Annotated in this window: 23 protein-coding genes; 14 read left to right on the top strand and 9 right to left on the bottom strand. The window is 73.2% G+C overall.

The window, feature by feature from the left end:
* The first annotated feature begins 2 nt into the window (after positions 1 to 2).
* Together BSL84_RS13940 and BSL84_RS13935 are read left to right on the top strand one after the other, a co-directional pair.
* Positions 3 to 1,541 (top strand): MFS transporter, encoded by a 1,539-nt coding sequence (locus BSL84_RS13940; RefSeq protein WP_075970446.1) that lies wholly within the window; start codon positions 3 to 5, stop codon positions 1,539 to 1,541.
* Positions 1,542 to 1,653: 112 nt separating this feature from the next.
* Positions 1,654 to 2,472, top strand: coding sequence for a dioxygenase (locus tag BSL84_RS13935; RefSeq protein WP_037666333.1), 819 nt, complete (start codon positions 1,654 to 1,656; stop codon positions 2,470 to 2,472).
* Here BSL84_RS13935 and BSL84_RS13930 read toward each other — a convergent pair.
* Entirely contained in the window at positions 2,469 to 3,110 is a 642-nt protein-coding gene (locus tag BSL84_RS13930) for a Uma2 family endonuclease (RefSeq protein ID WP_045321450.1), read from the bottom strand. The genes BSL84_RS13935 and BSL84_RS13930 overlap by 4 nt on opposite strands.
* A 502-nt stretch (positions 3,111 to 3,612) precedes the next feature.
* Here BSL84_RS13930 and BSL84_RS13925 point away from each other — a divergent pair.
* Positions 3,613 to 4,590, top strand: a complete 978-nt coding sequence (locus tag BSL84_RS13925; protein WP_075970445.1) for a sigma-70 family RNA polymerase sigma factor — start codon at positions 3,613 to 3,615, stop codon at positions 4,588 to 4,590.
* Here BSL84_RS13925 and BSL84_RS13920 read toward each other — a convergent pair.
* Positions 4,587 to 5,612, bottom strand: coding sequence for a helix-turn-helix transcriptional regulator (locus tag BSL84_RS13920; protein WP_075970444.1), 1,026 nt, complete (start codon positions 5,610 to 5,612; stop codon positions 4,587 to 4,589). The two genes, BSL84_RS13925 and BSL84_RS13920, sit on opposite strands and share 4 nt — an antisense overlap.
* 63 nt (positions 5,613 to 5,675) lie before the next feature.
* On the opposite strand from BSL84_RS13920, the gene BSL84_RS13915 reads away from it, so the two are divergent.
* Positions 5,676 to 7,241 (top strand): MFS transporter, encoded by a 1,566-nt coding sequence (locus tag BSL84_RS13915; RefSeq protein WP_045321467.1) that lies wholly within the window; start codon positions 5,676 to 5,678, stop codon positions 7,239 to 7,241.
* Positions 7,242 to 7,304: 63 nt separating this feature from the next.
* Here the strand turns inward: BSL84_RS13915 and BSL84_RS13910 are convergent, their stop codons facing one another.
* A complete protein-coding gene (locus BSL84_RS13910) occupies positions 7,305 to 8,072 on the bottom strand; it encodes a DUF6227 family protein (protein WP_030029290.1) in 768 nt (255 codons plus the stop codon).
* A gap of 192 nt (positions 8,073 to 8,264) precedes the next feature.
* Here BSL84_RS13910 and BSL84_RS13905 point away from each other — a divergent pair, with 192 nt between their 5' ends.
* The gene (locus BSL84_RS13905) at positions 8,265 to 8,906 is read left to right on the top strand and encodes a vitamin K epoxide reductase family protein (RefSeq protein ID WP_075972088.1); all 642 of its coding nucleotides are present in this window, start codon (positions 8,265 to 8,267) and stop codon (positions 8,904 to 8,906) included.
* Between the two features lie 111 nt (positions 8,907 to 9,017).
* Here BSL84_RS13905 and BSL84_RS13900 read toward each other — a convergent pair whose 3' ends face one another.
* The gene (locus BSL84_RS13900; RefSeq protein ID WP_030029293.1) at positions 9,018 to 9,428 is read right to left on the bottom strand and encodes a rodlin; all 411 of its coding nucleotides are present in this window, start codon (positions 9,426 to 9,428) and stop codon (positions 9,018 to 9,020) included.
* Between the two features lie 276 nt (positions 9,429 to 9,704).
* Here BSL84_RS13900 and BSL84_RS13895 point away from each other — a divergent pair, with 276 nt between their 5' ends.
* The gene (locus tag BSL84_RS13895) at positions 9,705 to 10,154 is read left to right on the top strand and encodes a hypothetical protein (protein ID WP_030029294.1); all 450 of its coding nucleotides are present in this window, start codon (positions 9,705 to 9,707) and stop codon (positions 10,152 to 10,154) included.
* Between the two features lie 145 nt (positions 10,155 to 10,299).
* Entirely contained in the window at positions 10,300 to 10,539 is a 240-nt protein-coding gene (locus tag BSL84_RS13890) for a chaplin (RefSeq protein ID WP_030029295.1), read from the top strand.
* A gap of 110 nt (positions 10,540 to 10,649) precedes the next feature.
* On the opposite strand, the gene BSL84_RS13885 is transcribed toward BSL84_RS13890, so the two are convergent.
* From BSL84_RS13885 to BSL84_RS13865, 5 genes are all read right to left on the bottom strand, one after another.
* Entirely contained in the window at positions 10,650 to 10,997 is a 348-nt protein-coding gene (locus BSL84_RS13885) for a hypothetical protein (RefSeq protein WP_030029296.1), read from the bottom strand.
* A gap of 193 nt (positions 10,998 to 11,190) precedes the next feature.
* Positions 11,191 to 12,375: a chaplin gene (locus BSL84_RS13880; RefSeq protein WP_075970443.1), complete on the bottom strand. Its 1,185-nt coding sequence runs from the start codon at positions 12,373 to 12,375 to the stop codon at positions 11,191 to 11,193.
* 124 nt (positions 12,376 to 12,499) lie between these two features.
* Positions 12,500 to 12,733, bottom strand: coding sequence for a chaplin (locus BSL84_RS13875; RefSeq protein ID WP_030031070.1), 234 nt, complete (start codon positions 12,731 to 12,733; stop codon positions 12,500 to 12,502).
* Positions 12,734 to 12,969: 236 nt separating this feature from the next.
* Positions 12,970 to 13,380, bottom strand: coding sequence for a rodlin (locus BSL84_RS13870; RefSeq protein WP_030031071.1), 411 nt, complete (start codon positions 13,378 to 13,380; stop codon positions 12,970 to 12,972).
* A 118-nt stretch (positions 13,381 to 13,498) separates the two neighbouring features.
* Positions 13,499 to 13,747 (bottom strand): chaplin, encoded by a 249-nt coding sequence (locus BSL84_RS13865; RefSeq protein ID WP_030031072.1) that lies wholly within the window; start codon positions 13,745 to 13,747, stop codon positions 13,499 to 13,501.
* Positions 13,748 to 13,920: 173 nt separating this feature from the next.
* Between BSL84_RS13865 and BSL84_RS13860 the strand changes: the two genes are divergently transcribed.
* From BSL84_RS13860 to BSL84_RS13830, 7 genes are read left to right on the top strand one after another with little or no spacing between them, the layout of a single operon-like run.
* Positions 13,921 to 15,006, top strand: a complete 1,086-nt coding sequence (locus BSL84_RS13860; RefSeq protein WP_045321476.1) for a DUF3344 domain-containing protein — start codon at positions 13,921 to 13,923, stop codon at positions 15,004 to 15,006.
* 19 nt (positions 15,007 to 15,025) lie between these two features.
* The gene (locus BSL84_RS13855; protein WP_045321477.1) at positions 15,026 to 16,213 is read left to right on the top strand and encodes a glycosyltransferase; all 1,188 of its coding nucleotides are present in this window, start codon (positions 15,026 to 15,028) and stop codon (positions 16,211 to 16,213) included.
* Positions 16,210 to 17,745, top strand: coding sequence for an exopolysaccharide biosynthesis polyprenyl glycosylphosphotransferase (locus tag BSL84_RS13850; protein ID WP_420711137.1), 1,536 nt, complete (start codon positions 16,210 to 16,212; stop codon positions 17,743 to 17,745). The genes BSL84_RS13855 and BSL84_RS13850 overlap by 4 nt, the downstream gene beginning before the upstream one ends.
* Entirely contained in the window at positions 17,745 to 19,127 is a 1,383-nt protein-coding gene (locus BSL84_RS13845) for an O-antigen ligase family protein (protein ID WP_234363463.1), read from the top strand. The genes BSL84_RS13850 and BSL84_RS13845 overlap by 1 nt, the downstream gene beginning before the upstream one ends.
* Positions 19,124 to 21,268 (top strand): murein biosynthesis integral membrane protein MurJ, encoded by a 2,145-nt coding sequence (locus BSL84_RS13840; protein WP_234363462.1) that lies wholly within the window; start codon positions 19,124 to 19,126, stop codon positions 21,266 to 21,268. The genes BSL84_RS13845 and BSL84_RS13840 overlap by 4 nt, the downstream gene beginning before the upstream one ends.
* Positions 21,258 to 22,034, top strand: a complete 777-nt coding sequence (locus BSL84_RS13835) for a polysaccharide deacetylase family protein (protein ID WP_030031196.1) — start codon at positions 21,258 to 21,260, stop codon at positions 22,032 to 22,034. The genes BSL84_RS13840 and BSL84_RS13835 overlap by 11 nt, the downstream gene beginning before the upstream one ends.
* A 5-nt stretch (positions 22,035 to 22,039) precedes the next feature.
* Positions 22,040 to 23,323, top strand: coding sequence for a glycosyltransferase (locus BSL84_RS13830; protein WP_045321485.1), 1,284 nt, complete (start codon positions 22,040 to 22,042; stop codon positions 23,321 to 23,323).
* Positions 23,324 to 23,356 lie beyond the last annotated feature (33 nt).

Here is a 23,356-nt window from a genome sequence, read left to right as displayed (position 1 = left end):
CCATGCCGAAAACAGCCGCGACACCCGAGTCGGCTGCCGATCCCAGCCGCTGGAAGGCGCTCGTCTTCATAGCCCTGGCCCAGCTGATGGTCGTCCTGGACGCGACGATCGTGAACATCGCCCTCCCCTCCGCCCAGACCGACCTCGGCATCTCCGACGGCAACCGGCAGTGGGTCATCACCGCGTACGCGCTGGCCTTCGGCGGACTGCTCCTCTTCGGCGGCCGCATCGCCGACAAGTGGGGCCGCAAGAACGCCTTCGTCGTCGGCCTCGTCGGCTTCGCCCTGGCCTCCGCGCTCGGCGGCGCCGCGACCGGCGAGGCCATGATGCTCGGCGCCCGCGCCCTCCAGGGTGTCTTCGGCGCCCTGCTCGCACCGGCGGCCCTGTCCCTGCTCGCGGTGATGTTCACCGACGCCAAGGAGCGCGCCAAGGCCTTCGGCATCTACGGCGCGATCGCGGGCGGCGGCGGCGCCGTCGGCCTGATCCTCGGCGGCTTCCTCACCGAGTACCTCAACTGGCGCTGGACCTTCTTCGTCAACATCCCGTTCGCGGTCGTCGCGGCCGTCGGCGCCTGGATGGTCATCCGCGAGCCCGCCGGCTCCCGCAACCGCGCCCCGCTGGACATCCCCGGCGTGCTCCTGTCCACCACCGGTCTCGTGGCCCTGGTGTACGGCTTCACCCGCGCCGAGTCGGCCGGCTGGTCGGACGCGGTCACCGTGGCCATGTTCATCGCCTCGGCGGTCCTGCTCGCGGCGTTCGTCCTCGTCGAGGCCAAGGTGAAGTCCCCGCTGCTGCCCCTGCGCGTCCTGCTGGAGCGCAACCGCGGCGGTGTCTACCTCTCCCTCGGCCTGGCCGTCATCGCGATGTTCGGCCTGTTCCTCTTCCTCACCTACTACCTCCAGGTCGTCAAGGGCTTCTCGCCCGTCAAGACCGGCTTCGCCTTCCTGCCGATGATCGCGGGCATGATCCTGGGCTCCACCCAGATCGGCGCCCGCCTGATGACCCGCGTCGCACCGCGCCTGCTGATGGGCCCGGGCTTCATGGTCGCCGCCGCCGGCATGCTGCTGCTGACCCAGCTGGAGGTCGACTCCTCCTACCCGGCGCTGATCCTGCCGGCGCAGCTGCTGCTCGGCCTCGGCATGGGCACGGCCTTCATGCCGGCCATGTCCCTGTCCACCCACGGGGTGAACCCGGCCGACGCCGGTGTCGCCTCCGCCATGGTCAACACCTCGCAGCAGGTCGGCGGCGCCATCGGCACCGCGCTGCTGAACACCATCGCCGCCTCGGCGACCACCGCCTACCTGACCGACCACGCCGCGGAAGCCGCGGCGGGCGGCCCGGCGGCGCAGCTGGTCCAGGCGCAGGCCATGGTCGAGGGCTACTCCTCCGCCATCTGGTGGGCGGTCGGCATCCTGGTCGCCAGCGCGGCCGTCGCCCTGACCCTGATCAACACCGGCCGTCCGGGCGCGGGTGACCCGGTGGCCTCCGGCACCGGCTCCGCCGAGGACGCCGAGTTCAAGGTCCCGGTGATCGCCCACTGACCGGGGCCGCCGCCCCACGGGAATGACTGCACACCCCACTTGGTTCAAATTTGAACCAAGTGGGGTTAGTCTTGTTCCAGGCAGCCCCGAACGACGACGAAGGAGCGCCACCATGACCCCGGCCCCCGCATCCCAGGCCCCCACGGCCCCCGGCGAGACGCGTATGCCGGCGCTCTACCTCAGCCACGGGGCGCCGCCGCTCGCCGACGACCCGGTCTGGCCCGGCCAGCTCGCCGCCTGGTCGGCGGACCTGCCGCGCCCCACCGCGATCCTCATGGTCTCCGCCCACTGGGAGGAGGCGCCCCTGGCCCTCGGCGCCACCGAACCCACCCCGCTCGTCTACGACTTCTGGGGCTTTCCCGAGCACTACTACCGGGTCCGCTACGACGCCCCCGGCGCCCCGGAGCTCGCCGCCTCCGTCCGCGCCCTGCTCAGGACCCCCGGCACCCCCGTCCAGGACATCCCGGACCGCGGCCTGGACCACGGCGCGTACGTGCCGCTCGTGGAGATGTTCCCGGAGGCCGACATACCGGTCCTCCAGATATCCATGCCGACGCTGGACCCCCGCCGCCTGATGGCCATCGGCCGGACCCTCGCGCCCCTGCGCGACGAGGGCGTCCTCATCGTCGGCAGCGGCTTCTTCACCCACAACCTGGCCGCACTGCGCCACCCCGGCCCGGGCGTCCCCGCATGGTCCGCGGAGTTCGACGCGTGGGGCCACGAGGCGCTGGCCGCCGGCGACATCGACTCCCTGCTGGACTTCGAGGCCAAGTCCCCGTCCGGCCGCCTGGCCCACCCCCGTACGGAACACTTCGCCCCGCTCTTCGTCACCCTCGGCGCGGCCGACGCCACCGGTGACCTCGCAGCCCGCCGCGACCCGGTGGACGGCTTCTGGATGGGCCTGTCGAAGCGCAGCCTGCAGTTCGGCTAAGGGGTGGACCTCAAGGGCCCGGTGACCGACTCGTCGATGGCGAACCCCTTGGCGGGGCCCTCGGGGATGGTGACCGCCGTGCCGTACGGCACCCGGACCTCGTCGTCGTAGACGGCCTGCTCCGGGTCCGGGGCGGTCAGCACGGTCACCATGCCGCGTTCGTCGTGATCGTCGATCAGGATGTAGACCGGGATGCCCGCGCGTGCATAGGCACGGCGCTTGCGGACTCGGTCACGGGACACGCTGGTACGCCCGGGCGAGACGACCTCGACGACCATCTCCACGGCCGAGGCCCTGATGCCGATGCCGTCCTCGGTGACGTGTTCCGGGGTGTCCCTCGGCGCGATGAAGACGTCGGGGATCAAGACCTTGCGGCCGTGGATGACGTTCATGTCCTGTCTGGCGGCGTATTCACTCCCGGCCAGGAACAGCACGAGCCCGTCGCGTAGATCGTTGGCCGTCCTGCCATGTGAGTAACGACCGGTGGGTGACACTTCGATGGACTCCTCGATGATCTCGGCGTGGAAGCCCTCGGGGAGTTTCTCGACTGCGGCCTGCCATGCGAGCCAGAGGGCCTCGTCCAGTTCCGAGTACGGACCGGGGGCCTCGGGCGTCGGCTCATTGGCGAGAGCGGTCATGGGTGCAGCACCTCCTCCTCAAGTGTGGGCGTCGCCGACCGGGCGGCACAAGCGACGCACCCGACGCTGCGGAGGCCTTGTCCCGTGCCGCCGGAACATGCCCGGGCCTCACCCGCACGGGTGTCCAGGCAACCACCGGCCCGCAGGGGCCGTCCTCAGGGGTGGAAGTGCAGCCGGGGCGCCGCCGCTACGAGTGAACGCGGTGGTGCCGAGCGTGACGGCCGTCTCACGGACGCGAGTCCGCGAGTGGGGTCGGATCCGCCCCCGTCGTGGGCCTGACCTGCACCTCTTCGAGATCCGTGATCTCCGGCCCCCTCTCGTGGCGGGGCAGGATACTGCAAGATCTCGGAAAAGAGGGACCAACGTGGGAATTCTGTCCCGTTTCCAGTCGTTGTTTCCTTCGGAAGCGGGCACTCGGGAGAGTGTCCGAGGGCGCACCACCGCACCACCGGTGGCCGTCCGGCAGCCGCACCGCGACCGAACTCATCGCAAGGGAGCACGCATGGCAACCCGCGCCGTCGCCCGCCGTCAGTCCACGAGCAGCGCACGCGCTGTGGGCGGGGAGATCGCAGACCGCGACCTGGTCGGCATGTACCTGGACGAGATCGCGCGCACCCCGCTCCTCGACGCCGCCAGGGAAGTGGAGCTCTCCCAGATCATCGAGGCCGGTGTCTACGCCCGGCAGATCCTCGACGGCGCGACGGAGCGCGACGGGGACGCGCCCACCCGCGAGGAACTCCAGGCGCTGGCCGCCGAGGGGGAGCGGGCCAAGGAAGTCTTCATCCGCTCCAACCTCCGCCTCGTCGTCGCCGTCGCCCGCCGCTATCCGCGCAGCGGCCTGCCCCTCCTCGACCTGATCCAGGAGGGCAACGCCGGCCTGGTCCGTGCCGTGGAGAAGTTCGACTACACCAAGGGCTTCAAGTTCTCCACGTACGCCACGTGGTGGATCCGCCAGGCGATCACCCGCTCCATCGCCGACCAGTCCCGCACCATCCGCCTCCCCGTCCACCTCGTCGAGGAGCTCGGCCGGATCCGCCGGGTCCAGCGCGAGTTCAACCGGGAGAACGGCCGCGACCCGGAGCACGCCGAGATCGCCGCCGAGCTGGACTCGACGGAGAAGCGCGTCGGCGACGTACTGGACTGGGCGCGCGACCCGGTCAGCCTGAACATGTCGGTGGACGACGAGGGCGACACCCAGTTCGGCGACCTCCTGGAGGACACCTCGGCGATCTCCCCCGAACAGTCCGTGCTCTCGCTGCTGCGCAGCGAGGAACTGGAGGACCTGCTCGGCAAGCTCGACCAGCGCACCGCGTCCATCATCAAGATGCGGTACGGGATCGACGACGGCCGTGAGCGGACCCTGACGGAGGTCGGCAAGCAGCACGGCCTGACCCGCGAGCGGATCCGACAGATCGAGAAGCACGCCCTGCTGGAGCTCAAGCGGATGGCGCGCGACACCGGCTTCGACGCGGTGGCCTAAAGGCTGTCCGCCGTCGAGCCCCCGAACGAGCCCCGGTGCCTATCCCCCCCAGGCGCCGGGGCTCCCCCCTGTGGGGAGCCGGCCCCGCTCAGGCGCTCGCCGAGGGTGCGGGCCGCCTCCGCCAGGGCACCGGGCTCCCGCACCGTGAAGGCCAGGCCCGTCAGGGCCAGCCGGGCCGCCAGCCACTCCGGCGCGTCCCGGCTCTCGAAGCGGACCACGGCCGGCGCGCCCCCGCCCGGCACCGCGGCCGCGCGCAGCCACTCCGGCAGCTCCGCCGCCCCCGCCTCGAAGGCCACCTCCACCGCGTACGTCTGCGCGCCGCGTGAGCCGAGCCCCCGCCGTACGAACTCCTCCGCGTCCATCGGCAGCTCCCGCGGCGCGAACCGCGCCCCCGTGGCGAAGGCGTCGGCCACCCGGTCCACCCGGAAGGTCCGCCAGTCCTCCCGCTCCATGTCGTAGGCGACCAGGTACCACCGGCTGCCCGTGCTGACGAGCCGGTACGGCTCCACCAGCCGCCGCGACTCGGCGCCGTCCCGGGCCCGGTAGGCGAACCGCAGCCGCTCCGGCCCCGCCACCGCCGACGCCATGGTCGTCAGCGTCCGCGGGTCCACACTGGCCCCGTCCCCCCGCGTCAGCGCGATCGTCGCCGACTGCAGCGCGCCCACCCGGTACCGCAGCCGCGACGGCAGGACCTGCTCCAGCTTGGCCAGAGCGCGTACGGAGGCCTCCTCGACCCCCTCGATCGCGTGCCCGGCCCCCGCCCGCAGCCCCACCGCGATGGCGACGGCCTCCTCGTCGTCGAGCAGCAGGGGCGGCATCGCAGCTCCGGCCACGAGCCGGTAGCCGCCCTCGGCGCCGAGCGTGGCCTCGACCGGGTAGCCGAGCTCCCGCAGCCGCTCGATGTCGCGCCGGATGGTCCGTGAACTCACCCGCAGCCGTTCCGCCAGCTCGCTCCCGGGCCATTCGCGCGGGGTCTGGAGGAGGGACAGCAGGGACAGCAGCCGTGCCGGTGTGTCGGTCATGTACTCCAGATTGCCAGCGAAATAGGACACACACTGACCTAGATCCCGTCTAGGTTTCTCCTCATGACCACCGAGACGCCGCAGACATCGCCCGAAAGAGAGAACGGGCCCGTACAAGAAGAGCGGACCGACGCAGCCCCCGACGCACCCAGCACGCCCCCCGACCGCCGCCGCTGGCTGGCGCTCGCCATCGTGATGACCGCGGCCTTCATGGACCTGGTCGACGTCACGATCGTCAACATCGCGATACCCACCATGCGCCAGAACTTCGGCGCCTCCACCAGCGCGATCCAGTGGATCACCGCCGGCTACGCGCTCGCCTTCGCCGCGGGTCTCATCACCGGCGGCCGTCTCGGTGACATCTACGGGCGCAAGCGCCTCTTCCTCATCGGCATATCCGGCTTCACCGCCGCCTCGCTGCTGTGCGGGATCGCGGCCGACCCGGCCATGCTCGTCGCCTCCCGCATCCTCCAGGGCGCCATGGCCGCCTTGATGGTGCCGCAGGTGCTGGCGATCATCCACGTCACCTTCCCCCCGCAGGAACGCGGCAAGGTCTTCGGGATGTTCGGCGCGATCGTGGGCCTCGGCGCCGTCTCCGGCCCCATGCTGGGCGCGCTGCTCACCGAGTGGAACCTCTTCGGGCTCGAATGGCGCCCGATCTTCCTGATCAACCTGCCCGTGGGCATCGCGGGCGTGATCCTGGGCCGCAAGTTCATCAGCGAGTCCAAGGCGCCCCAGGCGCTGCGACTGGACCTGGTCGGCGTCGTCCTCGCGACCCTCGCCCTCGTCATGCTGATCTTCCCGCTCACCCAGGGCCGCGAGAACGGCTGGCCGGCGTGGGGCTTCACCTGCATGATCGCGTCGCCGTTCGTCTTCGCCGCGTTCCTCCGGTACGAGCAGTACAAGATCAGGAAGGACGGCTCACCGCTCGTCGAGCTGTCCCTCTTCAAGGTCAAGAGCTTCGCCGGCGGTATCGCGGTCCAGCTGACCTTCGGCATCGCGACCGGCATCTTCTTCCTGGTCTGGACGCTCTACATGCAGATGGGCCTCGGCTGGAGCGCGCTGCGCGCGGGCACCACCGGCATCCCCTTCTCCATCGCCGTCTCGGTCGCCGCCGGCCTCTCCGTCGAGAAGCTCGTCCCGCGCTTCGGCCGCAAGGTGCTCCAGGCGGGCGCCCTGGTCATGGCGGCCGGCCTGATCCTCTACATCTGGGAGTCGGAGCACTACGGCCTGGAGATCGCCTCCTGGCAGATGGCCGCCCCGCTGATCCTCATGGGCGTCGGCATGGGTCTGATCGTCGCCCCGCTCAACGACACCACCCTGTCCGAGGTCCCGCGCCGCGACGCGGGCTCGGCCTCCGGGCTGATCAACACCACCGGCCAGATGGGCAACGCGCTGGGCCTCGCCCTGACGTCCGTGGTCTTCTTCGGGCTGATCGACGACGACCTGGTTCTCGGCCCGCCCTACGTCGAGGCCTTCCGCGGCGCGCTCTGGTGGGTCGTGGGCGTGCTGGTCGTGATCTCCATGGTGATGTTCATGCTGCCGCGCAAGGCGATCCCCATGGAGGACCGCGAAGGCGCCGCCGAGCACACCGACGGCACCCCGGAGAAGGTGCCCGCCGCCCTCTGAGGCCGCGAGCTTCCCCCGGCCGTGCCCGCCCCTCCCGGGCGGGCACGGCCGTCCGCGTACCGGTCAGCCGACGCGGGCGCGCAGCTCCATCGCCCCGCGCGCGGCGGCCTCGCTCTCGTACACCTCGCACATGTGGCGGCCGTCGGGCGTCGCCGTGTGCTCGACCTCCCACAGGCTCAGCTCGCTGCCGTCCAGCAGCACGAAGGCGTGCTCGTACAGGTTGAAGCCGGCACCCCGGCCGTCCGGCAGGAACTGCCGGGCGCCGAACGCCTGCGTGATGTGGTGCGCGTACGCCGCCCGCAGCAGAGCCGCCACCCCCTCGCCGGGCCGGTCCCGGTTCTCCGCGCGGCGCAGCACCCGCCGGGCGTGGTCCGCGGACTCCTGCACCGCGTACTCCCGGTACCGGACCGACGGGCCCTTCGCGGTGAACAGGGCGCCGAACGCGCCGGGGCCGTCGTGCTCCTCCTCACCCGGGAGCGGCGGCGGGCCGGGGGCCGCCTCGGCCGCGGCCTCGCCGAACAGCCGGGCCACCGCCAGGCACATCTCGCCCTTCCCCGCGAAGACCTCGTGCCGCTCGGCGCGGTCGCCCTCCAGCCGGTACGACAGCTCCCACAGGGAGACCGAGCCGCCGTCGGCCAGCAGGTAGGTGTGCCGGCGGGTCTCCCGCCAGACGCCCGCCACCGGGTTGTGGTGGGTGGTGCAGAGCGAAGAGCTGTGGGCGAGCGCCGTGGCGAGGCGCTCGACCAGCCGGTCGGGCAGGTCGAAGGAGTTGAGGGCGCGGCCGAGGAGTCGGTCGAGGTGCGCCTCGGTTGTCTCGTACGGATCGCTCAAGGTGGGTCTCCAGGCCGTCGCAGCTTGTCACTTCGCGGAAGCTCAACGTAACCCCTGGCTCTGACATCACGTCCGGGGTTCGGTAAAACGTCCGGGAAGCATCGGGGGTTCCCGCCACACCTTCAGGTCAACTTGCGTACGAATGGGCATGGTTGGACCCGCTCTGGGTGGAGGCGGGGGAGTATGGGCCGCATGGCAACGAATACAGTGGGCGTCCCGCGCCAACAGGGACGGCCCCGCAGTGCACACGAGGACGAACGGGACGCCGCCCCGAGGGGCTTGGCGTGGCTGCTGGCGGTGACCGGCGCGGCCGGGGTGCTGGCCTCCTGGGTGATCACCCTCGACAAGTTCCTCCTGCTGGAGGACCCGGACTTCAAGCCCGCCTGCAGTCTCAACCCGGTGGTCTCCTGCGGCAGCGTGATGCAGAGCGAGCAGGCGCAGGCCTTCGGCTTCCCCAACCCCATGCTGGGACTGGTCGCCTACGCCGTCGTCGTCTGTGCCGGCGCAGGCCTGCTGGCGGGCGCCCGCTACCGTGGCTGGTTCTGGCTCGGACTGAACGCCGGCACGGCCTTCGGCACCGGCTTCTGCGGCTGGCTCATGGCCCAGTCGCTCTACGAGATCAACGCGCTCTGCCTGTGGTGCACCCTGGCCTGGGTCGCGACCCTGCTGATGTTCTGGGCCGTCACCGCACACAACGTCCGTACGGGCGTGCTCCCCGCCCCCCGCCCGCTGCGGGTCTTCTTCATCGACTTCGGCTGGGCCCCGCCCGCCCTGCACATCGGGGTGATCGGAATGCTGATCCTCACCCGGTGGTGGGACTTCTGGACCGGCTGACCGCCGCGTGCGCGGCGCGTGCGAGGGCCCCGGCAGCTGGACGCTGCCGGGGCCCTGTCACGTCACCGCGCGGGCTCGTCGGCCCGGCCCCCGGGGTGGGGGGAGCGGAGGTCAGCTGCCGACGGAGGCGTTGCCCGACAGGATCGGGATGTTGCTGAGGATGTGCGAGAGCGGCTCGTCGCCCTTGGCCTGGGTGGAGTTCTCGGTGCACTGCTGGTTCTGCGGGTTGGACAGGACGTTGATGTCCTGGACGCCGATGTTGAGCGCGGCGACCAGCGACTGGGCGTTGAGCTTCGCCGGCAGGCCGATGCAGGGCTTGTTCAGGGAGCCCTGGACCAGGCTGAGCTGCGGGCTCTGGTCGCCCTGGGTCTTCTGGTTGCCGTAGATCTGCTGGGCACCATTGCCGTTGACGGTGTTGACCCCGTTGTCGTTGCCGATGGCCATGGCCGGGGCCGCGGCAGCAGCGCCCGCGCCGACGGCAACGGCGGAAACCGCGGCGGCGGTCATGAACTTCTTGAACATCTTGATCCTTTTGTCGCACGAGTGCCCGCTGATGGAGCGCCCTGATCAACCGGCCGGTCAGGGGGTTGGTTCCGCTGCTTCACTCAAACGGCCCGCGCGTCGCCGACTTTTCCCCACCCCGGGTGAGCCGCCTGCGGACACATGCGCGAAGCCCGTACGCGGCCCCAGCCGCCCCCGCTCCTGTTGCGCTCCGTGGAAGGTGTTCGCACGGTGAGTGAAGAGCGAACCCGACGGGCCCGCTCGCGTGTCCCCGTGTCCCCCCGTGAAGGAACCCCCATGCACCGCACGAAGCCGTCCCGCGCCCGCCTCCTCGTCCCCTCGGCGCTCGCCGTCGTCATACTGACCGGCGCGGCGGCCCCCGCGAGCGCCGCCGACTCGGGCTCCGGCACGGTGTCCACGAAGGCGGCCCCGGCCGGCCCGATCGACGACCTCGTCAACGGCCTCCTCGAACAGATCAAGGCGCTGCTCCCGGCGGGCATCACCCTGCCGGACATCAAGATCCCGGCGATCGAGCTGCCCGAGATCAAGCTGCCCGAGATCCAGCTCCCGGAGATCAACCTGCCGAGCATCCCGGGCGTGCAACTGCCCGAGATCCCGGGGGTCGAGGTCCCCGAGCTGCCCCCGCTGCCCGATCCGGCGGCTCCCGTCGACCTCGTGCCGGAGGTCCCCGACGCCGAGGTTCCCGACGTCGAGCTCCCGGATCTCCAGCTCCCCGCCGTTCCGTAACCGTCCCCGGACGGCAACACGGCGACGGCGATTGAGCCGAACAGGTCTGATCGTGCGCAGAACCGTGTCGTCTGGGAGTGTGGACCGTTTCGCTCGGTGTGAGCCCCGGAGCGGGGCGGAACGTCGAACAGAAGGTGCACTTCCCATGAACTCTGCCAAGAAGGCCGCCCTGGTCCTGGCCACCGCTGGTCTCGCCGCGGCCGGTGCCGCCGGCTCCGCCGTCGCCGACTCGTCGGCCGAGGGCGCGGCCGTGGGTTCCCCCGGCGTCCTCTCCGGCAACCTGGTGCAGGTCCCGGTCCACGTCCCGGTCAACGTCTGCGGCAACACCGTGAACGTGATCGCCCTGCTGAACCCGGCGTTCGGCAACACCTGCGTCAACGACTGAGGTCGGTTGTACAACTGACTGTGGGCGCCCCGGCCTTGCCGGTGGCGCCCACAGTCATGTCGGCAGCGGGTGCCGGACGGACCTGCCCGGCACGGACGGTCCGGGACGGATCAGCCCTTGCCGCCGTTGAGCTGTACGCCGCCCAGCATCGGGGACGCCTGGGTGGCGCCGTTCGCGAGGCCGAGGACGGTGCCGGGCACGTCGTTGCGGGCCCGGTTGACCTGCTGGGCCGTGCCCACGACCTTGTTGACGGTGTCCCCCTGCTCGGCCAGCCCGTTGCCCACCGTCTGCGGCAGGTTCTCGGTGACGGGTGCGACGGCGTCAAGGGTCTGCGTCACCCCGCCGGTCAGGCTCATGGGGGGCATCGCGGCGGCCGGCTCGGCGGCGAACGCGGTACCGGAGGCACCGAGGGCGGCGACGGAGCCGACGACGACAGCGGCGACCTTCGTGAGCTTCATTATCGAAATCCTCTTCTTTCGTGGACAGAGGCGTCAGCGGCGACCGGCGCGCCGCTTTCGCCATGCGTAACGATTCCCGGCCCCCGTGGAAACGGAAAGCGGGTACATGACAGCGGCCGGAGAATCCCACGAGGGATTCTCCGGCCGATATTTCTTCCGATTACCGGTACTGCCCGGTTACGGGTACTGCCGGTCAGGCGGCGCGCGAGCGCCGGTACAGAATGGCGCCGCCCAGGATCAGGGCCGACGCGAGGACCGCCGCGGCCGCGGGCTGGCCCGCGCCGGTCTCGGCCAGTACGGGAGCCCCGGCCTCGGCCGGGGCCGGCACGGGCACCGGGGCGGGCAGCGGCGCGGGGGCGGGGGCGGGCGCCGGTGCCGGCGGCAGGTGGACGGAGGTGTCACCGCCGGGGGCGGCCGGCGGCTGGTCCGCGGGAGGTGCGGCCTCCGGGCCGGGGGCCGGGGCGGGGCGCTCCACGGGGTGGCTGCCGTGCGGCGGCGCGGGCGGCGCCTCCTCCTCGGACACGGGGGCAGGGCCGGGCGCCGGGGCGGGGAGCGTGTGCGGGGGCTCCTCGTCGAGGGGCGGCTGCGGTTGGGGAAGCGGCTTCGGCGCCTCCTCGGCCGGGGGCTGCGGCGCGGGTGCGGGCTCCGGGAGCGGTACGGGCTGCTCCGCGGGCGGTGCGGGCGCCTCCTGGACCGGGCCCGGGCCGGGCAGCGGGGCCGGGTGTTCCTCCACCGGCCGCGGCATCGGGTGCGGGTGCTCCGGCGCGGGCGGGGCGTGGTGCGCCGGCGGGGGCGGTGCGGGGTGGTCGTCGCACTCCTCCTGCGGGCCCTGCTGCTGTGCGCCGGGGCCGCCTGGGCCGCCGTGGCTGCCCTCGTGGCGCGGCTCCTCGTGGCGCGGCTTGGCGTGGCGGGGGCCCTCCTTCCGGGGGGCCTGCTGCTGCGGCACCTCCTGCCGCGGCACCTCGTAGCGCCGCGGTTCCTGCCGCTGTTCGTGTCGCTGCTCCTGCCGCTGCTCCGGGACGGCGTGGCGGCCGGGGCGCTCTTCGAGGTAGCGCTCGAAGGCCTCGGCGTGCTCCGGGCTCAGGTAGCGCCCGTAGTCCTGGCCCTCGCCGGTGTGCGAGCCGGAGCCGGTGGCGCAGGTGTTCCCCATCGCGGGGTTGAGCGCCGCGCCGCCGTCCACGCTGTTGCCGCACACGTTCGGCGAGAGGGTGATCGGCACCGAGACGCTGTTGCCGGCGAGCACGCCCGGCGAATGCGATGCCTCGGCCGTACCGGAGGCCGCGCAGGCCGCGCCGGTCGCGATCGACAGCAGGCTCGACGCGGCTGCCGCCGTGAGCATGCCCTTGCCCAGAACCTGTCGGCTCAGTACCTGTCGCATGGGTCCTTACCCTGTCTACCGGCAGGCGCCGGTGGTGAATCGGAGGTGGCCTCGGAGTGCACCGCCGTGCACTCCGAGGCCACTCCGAGGAGGTCTGCCTGCCCTTGCGGGCGCAGGCGCTGCGTCAGGCGTTGACGCAGGTGTTGCCGAACGCGGGGTTCAGCACGCCGACGAGGCTGGCGCTGTTGCCGCAGAGGTTGACCGGGATGTTGACCGGGACCTGGACGACGTTGCCGGAGGCGACACCCGGGGAGCCCGCGGCCTTGGCGTCGGCCGCCGCGTCGGCCATGGCGGGGGAGGCGGCACCAGCGGCCATAAGAGCGCCGGCGGCCAGCACCACAGCCTTCTTGTACGTCATTTCTTTTCGATCCTTCCCGCAGCGGCGTATCCGCTGCAGAATCAACAACGAGTCGCCGTGGGAAAAGAAACCGGGCCTTTCGGGAGGCGGTCCGGTGATTCACCCCGATGCTGCGCGAATTCCGGTATCCGGTCGTCGGGCTATTTGCGCCATTGAATTGCGTGACGCTTCCGGCCCGACAAGCGGCGAGGCCGCCGCGACCCGAAGGTGCGGCGGCCTCGCGTGCGCGGGGGCGGTCAGCTGCCGGCGGAGGCGTTGCCGGAGAGGACCGGGATGTTGCTGAGGATGTGCGAGAGGGCCTCGTCACCCTTGGCCTGGGTGGAGTTCTCGGTGCACTGCTGGTTCTGCGGGCTGGACAGGACCGGGATGTCCTGGACGCCGACGTTGACCAGGGCCAGCACGGACTGGACGTTGGCCTTCGCGGGGAGCGCGATGCAGGGCTTGTTGAAGGAGCCCTGGATGAGCGCCATCTGCGGGCTCATGTTGCCGTAGGTGGCCTGGTTGCCGTAGATCTGCGCGGAGTTGTTGCCGTTGACGGTGTTGATGCCGTTGTCGTTGCCGACCGCCATCGCCTGCGGCGCCATCGCGGCACCCATGCCCACGACCGAGGCGGCAACCGCGGCCGAGGCCATCATCTTCTTGATCATTGTCGTCCCTTTTTTGCAGGATTGCCCGGTAGTGGAGCACCCGGATCAACGGCCGCGACCCGGCTCGGGTTGCGTGGCTTCACCCGGATGCAGCCGTTTCGGGCGGCGCGATTGACGTTCAGGCGTTCACGCAGGTGTTGCCGAAGGCGGGGTTCAGCGCGCCGGCCAGGTTCACGGTGAGGGCGCAGACGTTCACCGGGACGTGGACCGGGACCTGGCCCAGGTTGCCGCTCGCCACGCCCGGGGAGCCGGCGGCGAGGCCCTCGGCCGTCGCGCCGCCGTGCGCGGAGGCGAGGCCCGCGCCGCCGATCAGCGCGGCGACACCCGCGGCGGCGACGGTGGTGCCGCGCAGCAGCCTCTTCTTCATCTGCGTATTTCCTTTCGGTTCGAACAATGGTGCCCTCTTAACGACCCGCCCGTTGCGGGGGTGCGTGTTATCGCCCAAAAGGCCGTACGAGCGAGTCCGGCGTGATTTCCAGCCCGATTTCTGACAAAGTTCACTCCTGTTTTGCCCCCTTGATCGGAAATGGAGACAGGGTCATGGGTTCCTCCGGCAGAATCCTCGGCGCGCTCGGCCTGTTGTCCTGCCTCGCACTTTCCGTCAACGCACCGGCGGCGGCCGCGCCCTCTCCCAGGGAGCTGCCGCGGGTCCCGTTCACCCAGCGTTACCAGGCCGTGCAGCACGGCGGGCTGGTCCGCGCCTCGAACTCGGGCATCAGCTGCCGCAGGGAGCAGGCGCCGCAGGCGGAGCCGTGCGCCGAGGTCAAGCGGGGCGCGGCGGGGGTCAACAGCGAGTTCGAGATGTTCTACAGCGAGGTCGACAAGGACCCGGACACCTACAACTCCACCCGCGCCGAGCTCAAGATCCCCCAGGGTGCGAAGGTCTCGTACGCCCGGCTCTACTGGGGCGGGAACCTGCGGGTGGGCGAGCAGAAGCCGCCGGAGGACAACGGCCGGGTGCTGGTCGCCGAGCCGGGCGGGGCCTACAAGGAGGTCCTCGCCGACACGGTGATGGGCCACCGCACGGACGCCGGCAGCGATGCCTACCAGGCGTCCGCGGACGTGACCCCGCTGGTGCGCAGCGGTGGCGCCGGTATGTGGACGGTCGCGCAGCTGAACATCGCCATGGGGCACTCCGGGGTCGGGGCCTGGGGTGGCTGGACGCTCGTCGTCGCCTACGAGCACCCGAAGGAGCCGCTGCGCCGGATCTCGCTCTGGGAGGGCTTCGAGTCGCTCGCCGCCCGGGCAGGTGACGGAACGGTCGAGGTCAAGGGCCTGGACGCGCCCGCCGGCTCGGCGGGCAAGGTCGGCGTCGTCGGATACGACGGGGACCGCGGAACCCTCGGGGACTCACTCACCGTGACGGCCGACAGCGGCCGCCGGGTGAACCTGAGCGACGGAGAAAATCCTTTTAATGATGTTATGAATTCCACGATCACGGAATTCGGAGGCCAGCCGTTCGTGCGGCAGCCGGATCATATGAACAATCTCGGATATGACGCGGACGTGTTCGACCTGAGTCCCGCCCTGTCCGGTGGCGCCCGCAGCCTGAACTTCACGTTCACGGGCGAAAGTCAGGGTCATTTCCTCGGCGTGCTCTTCGTTCAGACAGACGCGCGCCGCTGAACGCAGGAGACCACTCCACGTGCCCACGCACTCCCGGGCGGCACAGCCCACCACCGTCCTCCACCTCGTACAGCCCGTCGACGGAGGTGTGGCCAGGGTCGTCACCGACCTCGTCCGCGCCCAGACCGCCGAGGGCATCCGCGCCGTCGTCGGCTGCCCGCCCGGCGGCACGCTCGGTGACACGGCCCGGTCCGCCGGGGCCGAGGTGTTCACCTGGCGGGCCGGACGGTCCCCGGGACCCCGCCTCCCCGCCGAAGTGGCCGGCGCCCGCGGGCTGCTGAGCCGCCTGCGCCCCGACCTCCTGCACGCCCACAGCGCCAAGGCCGGACTCGCCGGACGGCTCGCCGCACGCGGCTCGCTCCCCACCGTCTTCCAGCCCCACGCCTGGTCCTTCGACGCCGTCGGCGGAGCCACCGCCGCGCTCGCCCTGCGCTGGGAGCGGTACGCGGCCCGATGGGCCGACCGGGTGCTCTGCGTCAGCGAGGCCGAACGCCGCGCGGGCGAGAGCGAGGGTGTCAACGCCCGCTGGACGGTCATCCGCAACGGCGTGGACCTCGACCACTTCCGGCCCGGCGCACCCGACGCCGACCGCGACCGCGCCGAGTCCCGCGCCGCCCTGCCGCTGCCGCCGTCCTTCCCGGCCGACGGGCCGCTCGCGGTCTGCGTCGGCCGGATCTGCCCCCAGAAGGGCCAGGACATCCTGCTGCGGGCCTGGCCGGAGGTGCTCGCCACCGTCCCCGCGGCCCGCCTCGTCCTCGTCGGCGACGGCCCCGACAGCGAACGGCTGCGCCACACCGCCCCGCCCGGAGTGCACTTCGCCGGCGCCGCCGCCGACATCCGACCGTGGCTTCGGGCGGCCGATCTCGTTGTACTGCCGTCGCGGTGGGAAGGCATGGCGCTCGCCCCGCTCGAAGCCATGGCCTGTGGCCGACCGGTCCTGGTCTCCGACGTCAGCGGTGCCCGGGAGAGCCTGCCGCCCGGCCAGGGACGCCTGTGCCTGGTGCCGCCGGAGGACCCGACGGCACTGGCCAAGTCCCTGGGACGGCTGCTCGCCGAGCCGCGGCTCCTCGCCGAACTCGGGGACCAGGCCCGGCAGCACGCCCGGACCGACTTCGACGTGCGGCGGACCACGGACGCGGTCAGCGGCCTGTACCACGAACTGCTGGGCAGGCCCCGGCCCTTGAACCAGGAGCGCATCAGCCGATGACGATGGACAGCGCACCCGCCCGGCACACCGGGCAGGGCGGCACAGGGCCCGGCGGCAGCGCCTTCGCGCCCGCGCCCCACGCGGCGGCCCGCCGTTCCGCGACCGCCATCCACCCGCCCCGCGGACCCAGGGCCGAACAGGCCCGGTCCGCCGTACGCCCGCGGCGCGTCCGCCGCGGCAGCCGGGTGCTCCCCCTGCTCACCGCCGACGCACTGGCCGCCGTGGTCACCGCGGCCACCCTGCCCGGACCGGCGCTGCACACCACCGCGGCCGCGCCCGCCCTGGCCGCGCTGCCCGCCCTGCTCGTCGCCCTGCACGCGCAGGCCGGCCTGTACCGGCCGCGGCTCGCCCCCTCCGCCGTCCTCGAACTGCCCGCGCTGGTGGGGCGCTCCGCCGTCCTGTGGTGCGCCGCGGCCGCCGTCACGGCCGCCCTCGCCCCCGCCCGCGCCATGGGCTGGAGCGTGCTGCTGACCGCGGTGTGCCTGCAGACCGTACTGGTCTGCGCGGGCCGCGGCGTCGCCAACCAGCTGCACCGCCGCGCAGCCCTGCGCCGACCCGCCTCCACCCTCGTCGTCGGACCCGGCGCCGGGGCGGCCGCCGTGGCGGCGGCCCTGCACAACCGTCCCGAATACGGCCTGCGCCCGGTCGGGCTCGCCGGCACCGCGGCCGCCGCCGACGGCGACACCGGCGCCCTGCCCCTCCTCGCCACCCACGAGGACATCCGGCGCGCGGTCATCCAGAACTCCGTCCGGCACGCGGTGTTCACCCGGCCCCCGGAAGCCGACGAGCGCACCGCCTCCCTGGTCCGGCTCTTCCACGACCACGGCTGCCGGCTCTGGCTCGCCGACCCGGCCGGCACCGCCAAGGTCACCGGCATGCGGCCGGCGAACCCCGCCGACCAGCTGTGGGGATATGCCGTCCAGCCGCTGCTGCCGCGCCCGGCCCGCCCGCTGGAGCGCTGGGCCAAGCGCGTCATCGACTCCGGCCTCGCCCTCCTCGCCCTGGTCGCCGCCGCGCCCGTGATGCTGCTGTGCGCGGCCGCCGTACGCCTCTGGGACGGGCCCGGCGTCATCTTCCGCCAGGAGCGGGTCGGCCTCTACGGGCGCCCCTTCACCCTGCTGAAGTTCCGTACGCTGCGCGCCGACGAGCACGAGGCAGCCACCCGCTGGACCGTCGCCGGCGACCGGGGCATGAGCCCGGTCGGGTCCTTCCTGCGCAAGTCCTCCCTCGACGAACTGCCCCAGCTGTGGAACGTCGTCCGGGGCGACATGAGCCTGGTCGGCCCGCGCCCCGAACGCCCCTTCTTCGTCGCCAAGTTCTCCACCGTCCACCCCGGCTACGAGGCCCGCCACCGGATGCCCGTCGGCATCACCGGCCTCGCCCAGATCAACGGCCTGCGCGGGGACACCTCCATCGAGGACCGGGCCCGCTTCGACAACCACTACATCGACACCTGGTCGCTGTGGCAGGACCTGTGGATCCTCGCCCGCACCGCGGCCTCCTTCTTCCGCTTCCGGCTGGGGGGCAGCTGATGAGCCTCGCCGCCCCCGGCCACTGGGCCCCGCCGGACGTCCCCGGCCGGCTGCGGCGGCACTGGCCGCTGCTGCCGCTCGCCGCGACCGTGCTGTTCCTGCTCGCTCCGCTGCCGGCCGGCGACGCGACCGCCTCCGGCAAGGTCGGCCCGGCCGATGCCGCCTCGCTGCTGCTCGTCCTCGTCTGCGCCGTGCAGGCGCTGCGCGGCCGGGTACGGCCGCTGACCCCGCTGGGGGTCCTCGTCCTCGGGGCGCCGGCCGTCGGCCTCGCGGTGGCGACGGTCACCGCGGGCGACCCGTACGCGGCCCTGCCGGGCTTCGTCCGCTACCTCCAGGTCTTCGTACTCGTCCCGGCCGCCGTCGTGCTGCTGGTACGCGACGCGCGGGAGTTCCGGATCGCGTCCGGCTGCTTCGTGGTCCTGGCGCTGGTGCAGGGCGCGGTGGGAGTCGTGCAGTACGCCACCCACACCGGCGCCTCCTACCAGGGCGAGGACATCAGGGCCGTCGGCACCTTCGGCCCCGGCGACGTCATGGGCATGGCCACGGTCGTCGCCTACGGACTGGTCGTCGCCACCGCCGCCGCCCTCGCCCCCGCACTGCCGCAGCGCGTCAGGCGCATCGCCGCCGGCTGCGCCCTCGTCCTCGTCCTGCCGCTGGTGCTGTCCTTCAGCCGGGGCGCCTGGATCGCCACTCTCGGCGCGGCACTGCTGGTGATGGCGCTGGCCGGGATCCGGCGGGCCCTGACCGTCCTCGCCGCGCTGGCCGCCGCCGGGGTGGTCCTGGTGGGCGGGCTCGGCGTCGGCTCCGAGATGGTCGCCGAACGGCTCACCTCCATCACCCAGGTCTCCAGCGCCCCCGACCAGTCGGTGACCGACCGCTACACGATGTGGGCCGCCGCCGAGTCGATGTGGCGCGAGCGGCCCGCGGCGGGCGTCGGCCTGAAGGGCTTCCCCGCCCACCGCGACGGCCACGCCTCGCTCGGGCTCTCCTCCGGCAGCGACACCGCCGGCGCCGGCCAGGCGTACATCCGCCAGCCACTGCTCTCCCCGCACAACATGTACCTGCTGATCCTGAGCGAACAGGGCCTCATCGGGCTGATCGCGCTGGCGGGCGGCTGGGCGGCGCTGCTGGTCGCGGGGCTGCGGCGGCTCGCCTCCGGCGCGGGGGCGCGGACGAGGGACTGCGGGCTGATCGCCACCGGGCTGTTGGTGTGGCAGCTGACCGACTTCCTCTACGCGGACATCGGCGGCCCGTCCACCGTCCTGACCGGCGTGATCATCGGCCTCGCCGCCTGGTGGGCGCTCACCTCCCCGGGCCCGTACCCGGGCGGTGCCGGTCAGCTGCGCGGGGTCCCGGCCCCCGAGACTTCGAGCGGCCGGTGACGGGCACCACGCCCTGGCGGCCCGCCCCCGGCCCCCCGGCCGGGGCGGGCCCCACCCGCGTCCCGGCGACGCCCGGCGGCGACCCGGGCCGCACCGGGCGGGGCGGGGCACCGGTCCCGTCCGACCCCGGCTTCGTCGCCGGACGCCTGCCGGGCGGCGAGTCCGCCGTACGCGAAACCCGGTTCGGCGCCGCGGGGTATCCCGGCGGGGCACCGGTGGGGCTCGGCGCGCGCGTCGCGGCGCGCACCACGAGCGCGTCCGCCGACGCCCCCGGAGCCCGCGCACCGGCCGACGGGCTCGGCGGCGCCCGCCGCGAGGACACCTCCGCCGGGCCGCACGGCGGCGGGGGGCAGCCCCGTGACGCGGACGGCCCGGCCGCGGCCTCCGCACGCTCCACGCCCGGTGGCAGGCGGCTCGGCGGTGTCCGCCGCGACCGTGACCCGGCCGGGTCCGCGGTACCCGCCGCCTCCGGCGGGAGCCGGTCCGGACGCGGCCGCCGCGGTGGGGCCGAGGCGTCCGCCGAGCCCGCCGCGGGCGCCCCGCTGGGACGGTTCCTCGCCAAGGCCGCCGCCGTCACCGCCGGGCTCACCGCCGCCGGATCCCTGCTCGGGCTGGTGCGCGACCAGACCATCGCGCACCTCTTCGGCGCCGGGCACGCCAGCGACGCCTTCCTCATCGCCTGGACCGTCCCGGAGATGGCCTCGACGCTGCTGATCGAGGACGCCATGGCGCTCCTGATGGTCCCCGCCTTCAGCCACGCCCTGGCCCGCCGGGCCGCCGGCCGCGCCGGACTGACCCGCAGCGAGGCCCGCGCGCAGGACCCCGTACGGCTGCTGGTCGGGGCGACCCTGACACGGCTCCTGGTCTTACTGGCCGTCGTCGCCTCAGTCCTCGTCGCCGCCGCCCCGGCCGTCGTCTCCGTCCTCGCCCCCGGCCTGCCCGACCCGGCACTCGCCGTCGAATGCACCCGCCTGACCGCGCTGACCGTGCTCTCCTTCGGCCTCGCCGGCTACTTCAGCGCCGCACTGCGCGCGCACCGCTGCTTCCTGCCGCCCGCCGCGATCTACGTCTCGTACAACGTCGGCATCATCGGCACGATGGTGGCCCTCCACACCCTGTGGGGCGTACGGGCCGCCGCCGCGGGCGTCGCCGCCGGCGGGCTGCTGATGGCGCTCGTGCAGCTCCCCGCCTTCATCCGCCACGTGGGCTTCGGACCGTCCCGGGCCAAGCGGGCCGCCGCCCCGCGCAGCCAGCGCGACCGGGACCGCCCCACCCTCATCGCCTTCGGGGTCATCGCCCCCGTCATCCTCTTCGCCGTCTTCCGCCAGTCGCAGGTCCTCGTCGAGCGGTTCCTGGCCGCCTCCCTCCCGCCCGGGGCGATCTCCCACCTCAACTACGCGCAGAAGGTCGCGCAGATGCCGATGGTGCTGTCGCTGATGCTCTGCACCGTCACCTTCCCCGTCGTCGCCCAGGCCATGGCCGGCGGCGAGCGGGAGAAGGCCCGCCGGCGGGTGGAACGGGACCTGGCACTGGCCTCCCTCGCCGTCCTGATGGGCACCGCGCTCGTCATCGGATACGCCCCGCAGATCATCCAGGTCCTCTTCGAACGCGGCGCCTTCACCCACCAGGACACCCTCGCCACCGCCTCCGTCATGCGGGTCTACGGACTCGGACTGCTCGGCCACTGCCTCGTCGGGGCACTGTCCCGGCCCTTCTTCTCGACCGCCCGGCCCACCTGGTTCCCGGCGCTCGCGATGAGTGCCGGACTGCTCGTCAACATCGTGGCCGGAGCCTTCGCCGTCCACTGGTGGGGCACCTACGGGATCGCCGCCGCCAACGCCGCCGGCATCTCCACCGCCGCCGCCCTGCTGCTCACCGGCCTCGGCCCGCGGATCATCGCCATCCACGTCCGCCGGGTCGCCGCCGGCATCGGACGCCTCGCCGTGGCCGGCGCAGCCGCCTGCGCCACCGGGTGGATCGCCGGGCCGATGATCCCCGACCCGCTGCTCAGCGCAGCCCTCGGCTGCCTGCTGGTGCCGGCCATGTTCTGCGCCACCGGCACCGCCATACGCGCCCTCGAAGTCACCGCCCTGCCCGCCCAGCTCTCCCAGTTCACGCAGAGGTTCCGCAATGCCCGCTGACACCGACACGGCCCCCGCCGCCCTGGTGGTCCCCGCCCGCCGGACCGCATCACCATGGGTCCTGATGTACCACTCGGTCGCCGAGTTCACCGATCCCGCCGAGGACCCGTACGGGATCACCGTCACCCCCCGCGCCCTGGAGGCACAGCTCGTGTGGCTGCGCTCCCGGGGCCTGCGCGGGGTGTCGGTCGGCGAGCTGCTGCGGGCCAGGGCGGCCGGCGGGGGAGCCGGGCTGGTCGGACTGACCTTCGACGACGGCTACACCGACTTCCTGACCCACGCGCTGCCGCTGCTCCGGCGCCACGACTGCACCGCCACCCTCTTCGTACTCCCCGGGCGGCTCGGCGTGGACAACGTGTGGGACCCGCTGGGGCCGCGCAAGTCCCTGCTCACAGCCGAGGGCATCCGCGAAGTCGCCTCCGCCGGGCAGGAGATCGGCTCGCACGGCCTGCTCCACCAGGACCTCCGCGTGGTCGCCGACGACGTCCTCCAGCAGGAACTGCGTGGCAGCCGCGACCTGTTGCGCGAGCTGACCGGAGCCCTGCCCGAGGGCTTCTGCTACCCGTACGGGCACCTCGACGCGCGCGTCGTCGAGGCGACCCGGGCGGCCGGCTACGGCTACGCCTGCGCCATCGACCCCGGGGGCCTCACCGGCCCGCACGCCCTGCCGCGCACACACGTCAGCCAGGCCGACCGCGGTCTCCGGCTGCGGGCCAAGCACCTGCGCCACCACGTCCGGGAGCTGCGGCGGGCGGTGTCCCGGTGAAGGCGATGGAATCGGTCAGGGCACTGCACGTCATCACCGGCCTCGGCGTCGGCGGCGCCGAGCAGCAACTGCGGCTCCTGCTACGGCACATGCCGATGCGGTGCGACGTGCTGACGCTGACCAACCCCGGCCCGGTGGCCGAAGGGCTGCGCGCCGACGGAGTACGCGTCGTGCACCTGGGGATGCGGGGCAACCGCGACCTCGGGGCACTGCCCAGGCTGACGCGGTTCATCCGGCGCGGCCGGTACGACCTCGTACACACGCACCTGTACCGGGCCTGCGTGTACGGGCGCTTCGCGGCCCGCCTCGCGGGCACCCCGGCGACCGTCGCCACCGAGCACTCCCTCGGCGAGGGCGAGATCGAGGGCCGTCCCCTCTCGGGCGGGGTCCGGTCGCTGTACCTGGCCAGTGAACGGCTGGGCGCGGCGACCGTGGCCGTGTCGGACACCGTGGCCGCGCGGCTGGAGGGCTGGGGGGTGCCGCCCGCCCGGGTCCACGTCGTACCGAACGGCATCGAGGCAGTCCGCTTCCGCTTCGACGAGAACGTCCGCCGGGCCACCCGGGCCCGCACCGGGCTGCCGGAGCGGGCCTTCGTGGTCGGCGGGGTCGGCCGGCTGGTCCCCGGCAAGCGCTTCGACGTACTGGTCCGGGCCGTGGCGGCGCTGCCCGGCGCGCACCTGCTGCTGGCCGGGGACGGTCCCGAGCGGGCGGGGCTGCGCCGGCTGGCCGCCGAGCTCGGCGCGCAGAGCCGGATCCACCTGCTGGGGGAGCGGGACCCGCTGGGCGACAGCACGGACGGCCGCACTCCCGGCATCCCGGCCCTGTTGGCCGCCATGGACGTCTTCGTCTCGCCCTCGCGGGAGGAGGCCTTCGGGCTCGCGGTCGTCGAGGCGCTGGCCGCCGGGCTCCCCGTCCTGCACGTGACCTGCCCGGCCGTCGACGACCTGCCCGCCGCGCAGGCCCCCGGAGCCCGCCGCATCGGGACCGGCACCGAGGAGCTCGTCGCCGCGCTGCGCGGACACATGGAGGCCGGCGCGCGCCGGCTGCCCCCGCCGCCGGTCGTACGCCGCTACGACATCGCCGGCAGCGCGCGCCGGCTGCTCGACGTGTACGACCTCGCCCTCGCGGCAGCCGCGCCGCGCGGGGCGGGGACGGGCCTGGGCCGTGCACCGGATCCGCAGGCACCGGACCCCGCACCGGACACCGTCAGCCCCGCGCAGCGGCCGCCGGCGGGGCTGACGGTGCCCGGTCCCGGCTCACCCCGGCAGACGCCCCGCGCCGGCGGCTGACCCCCACGCACCCGAAGGGGTCCCGGCCGGGAC

Source organism: Streptomyces sp. TN58 (assembly GCF_001941845.1).
Lineage (GTDB): Bacteria > Actinomycetota > Actinomycetes > Streptomycetales > Streptomycetaceae > Streptomyces.
This window is presented reverse-complemented; position numbering and strand designations above follow the sequence as displayed.

Coding starts and splice junctions, on each gene's coding strand:
- BSL84_RS13940 (WP_075970446.1), top strand. CDS start 3: ATGCCGAAAACAGCCGCGACACCCGAGTCGGCTGCCGATCCCAGCCGC.
- BSL84_RS13935 (WP_037666333.1), top strand. CDS start 1,654: ATGACCCCGGCCCCCGCATCCCAGGCCCCCACGGCCCCCGGCGAGACG.
- BSL84_RS13930 (WP_045321450.1), bottom strand. CDS start 3,110: ATGACCGCTCTCGCCAATGAGCCGACGCCCGAGGCCCCCGGTCCGTAC.
- BSL84_RS13925 (WP_075970445.1), top strand. CDS start 3,613: ATGGCAACCCGCGCCGTCGCCCGCCGTCAGTCCACGAGCAGCGCACGC.
- BSL84_RS13920 (WP_075970444.1), bottom strand. CDS start 5,612: ATGACCGACACACCGGCACGGCTGCTGTCCCTGCTGTCCCTCCTCCAG.
- BSL84_RS13915 (WP_045321467.1), top strand. CDS start 5,676: ATGACCACCGAGACGCCGCAGACATCGCCCGAAAGAGAGAACGGGCCC.
- BSL84_RS13905 (WP_075972088.1), top strand. CDS start 8,265: ATGGCAACGAATACAGTGGGCGTCCCGCGCCAACAGGGACGGCCCCGC.
- BSL84_RS13900 (WP_030029293.1), bottom strand. CDS start 9,428: ATGTTCAAGAAGTTCATGACCGCCGCCGCGGTTTCCGCCGTTGCCGTC.
- BSL84_RS13895 (WP_030029294.1), top strand. CDS start 9,705: ATGCACCGCACGAAGCCGTCCCGCGCCCGCCTCCTCGTCCCCTCGGCG.
- BSL84_RS13890 (WP_030029295.1), top strand. CDS start 10,300: ATGAACTCTGCCAAGAAGGCCGCCCTGGTCCTGGCCACCGCTGGTCTC.
- BSL84_RS13885 (WP_030029296.1), bottom strand. CDS start 10,997: ATGAAGCTCACGAAGGTCGCCGCTGTCGTCGTCGGCTCCGTCGCCGCC.
- BSL84_RS13880 (WP_075970443.1), bottom strand. CDS start 12,375: ATGCGACAGGTACTGAGCCGACAGGTTCTGGGCAAGGGCATGCTCACG.
- BSL84_RS13875 (WP_030031070.1), bottom strand. CDS start 12,733: ATGACGTACAAGAAGGCTGTGGTGCTGGCCGCCGGCGCTCTTATGGCC.
- BSL84_RS13870 (WP_030031071.1), bottom strand. CDS start 13,380: ATGATCAAGAAGATGATGGCCTCGGCCGCGGTTGCCGCCTCGGTCGTG.
- BSL84_RS13865 (WP_030031072.1), bottom strand. CDS start 13,747: ATGAAGAAGAGGCTGCTGCGCGGCACCACCGTCGCCGCCGCGGGTGTC.
- BSL84_RS13860 (WP_045321476.1), top strand. CDS start 13,921: ATGGGTTCCTCCGGCAGAATCCTCGGCGCGCTCGGCCTGTTGTCCTGC.
- BSL84_RS13850 (WP_420711137.1), top strand. CDS start 16,210: ATGACGATGGACAGCGCACCCGCCCGGCACACCGGGCAGGGCGGCACA.
- BSL84_RS13845 (WP_234363463.1), top strand. CDS start 17,745: ATGAGCCTCGCCGCCCCCGGCCACTGGGCCCCGCCGGACGTCCCCGGC.
- BSL84_RS13835 (WP_030031196.1), top strand. CDS start 21,258: ATGCCCGCTGACACCGACACGGCCCCCGCCGCCCTGGTGGTCCCCGCC.
- BSL84_RS13830 (WP_045321485.1), top strand. CDS start 22,040: ATGGAATCGGTCAGGGCACTGCACGTCATCACCGGCCTCGGCGTCGGC.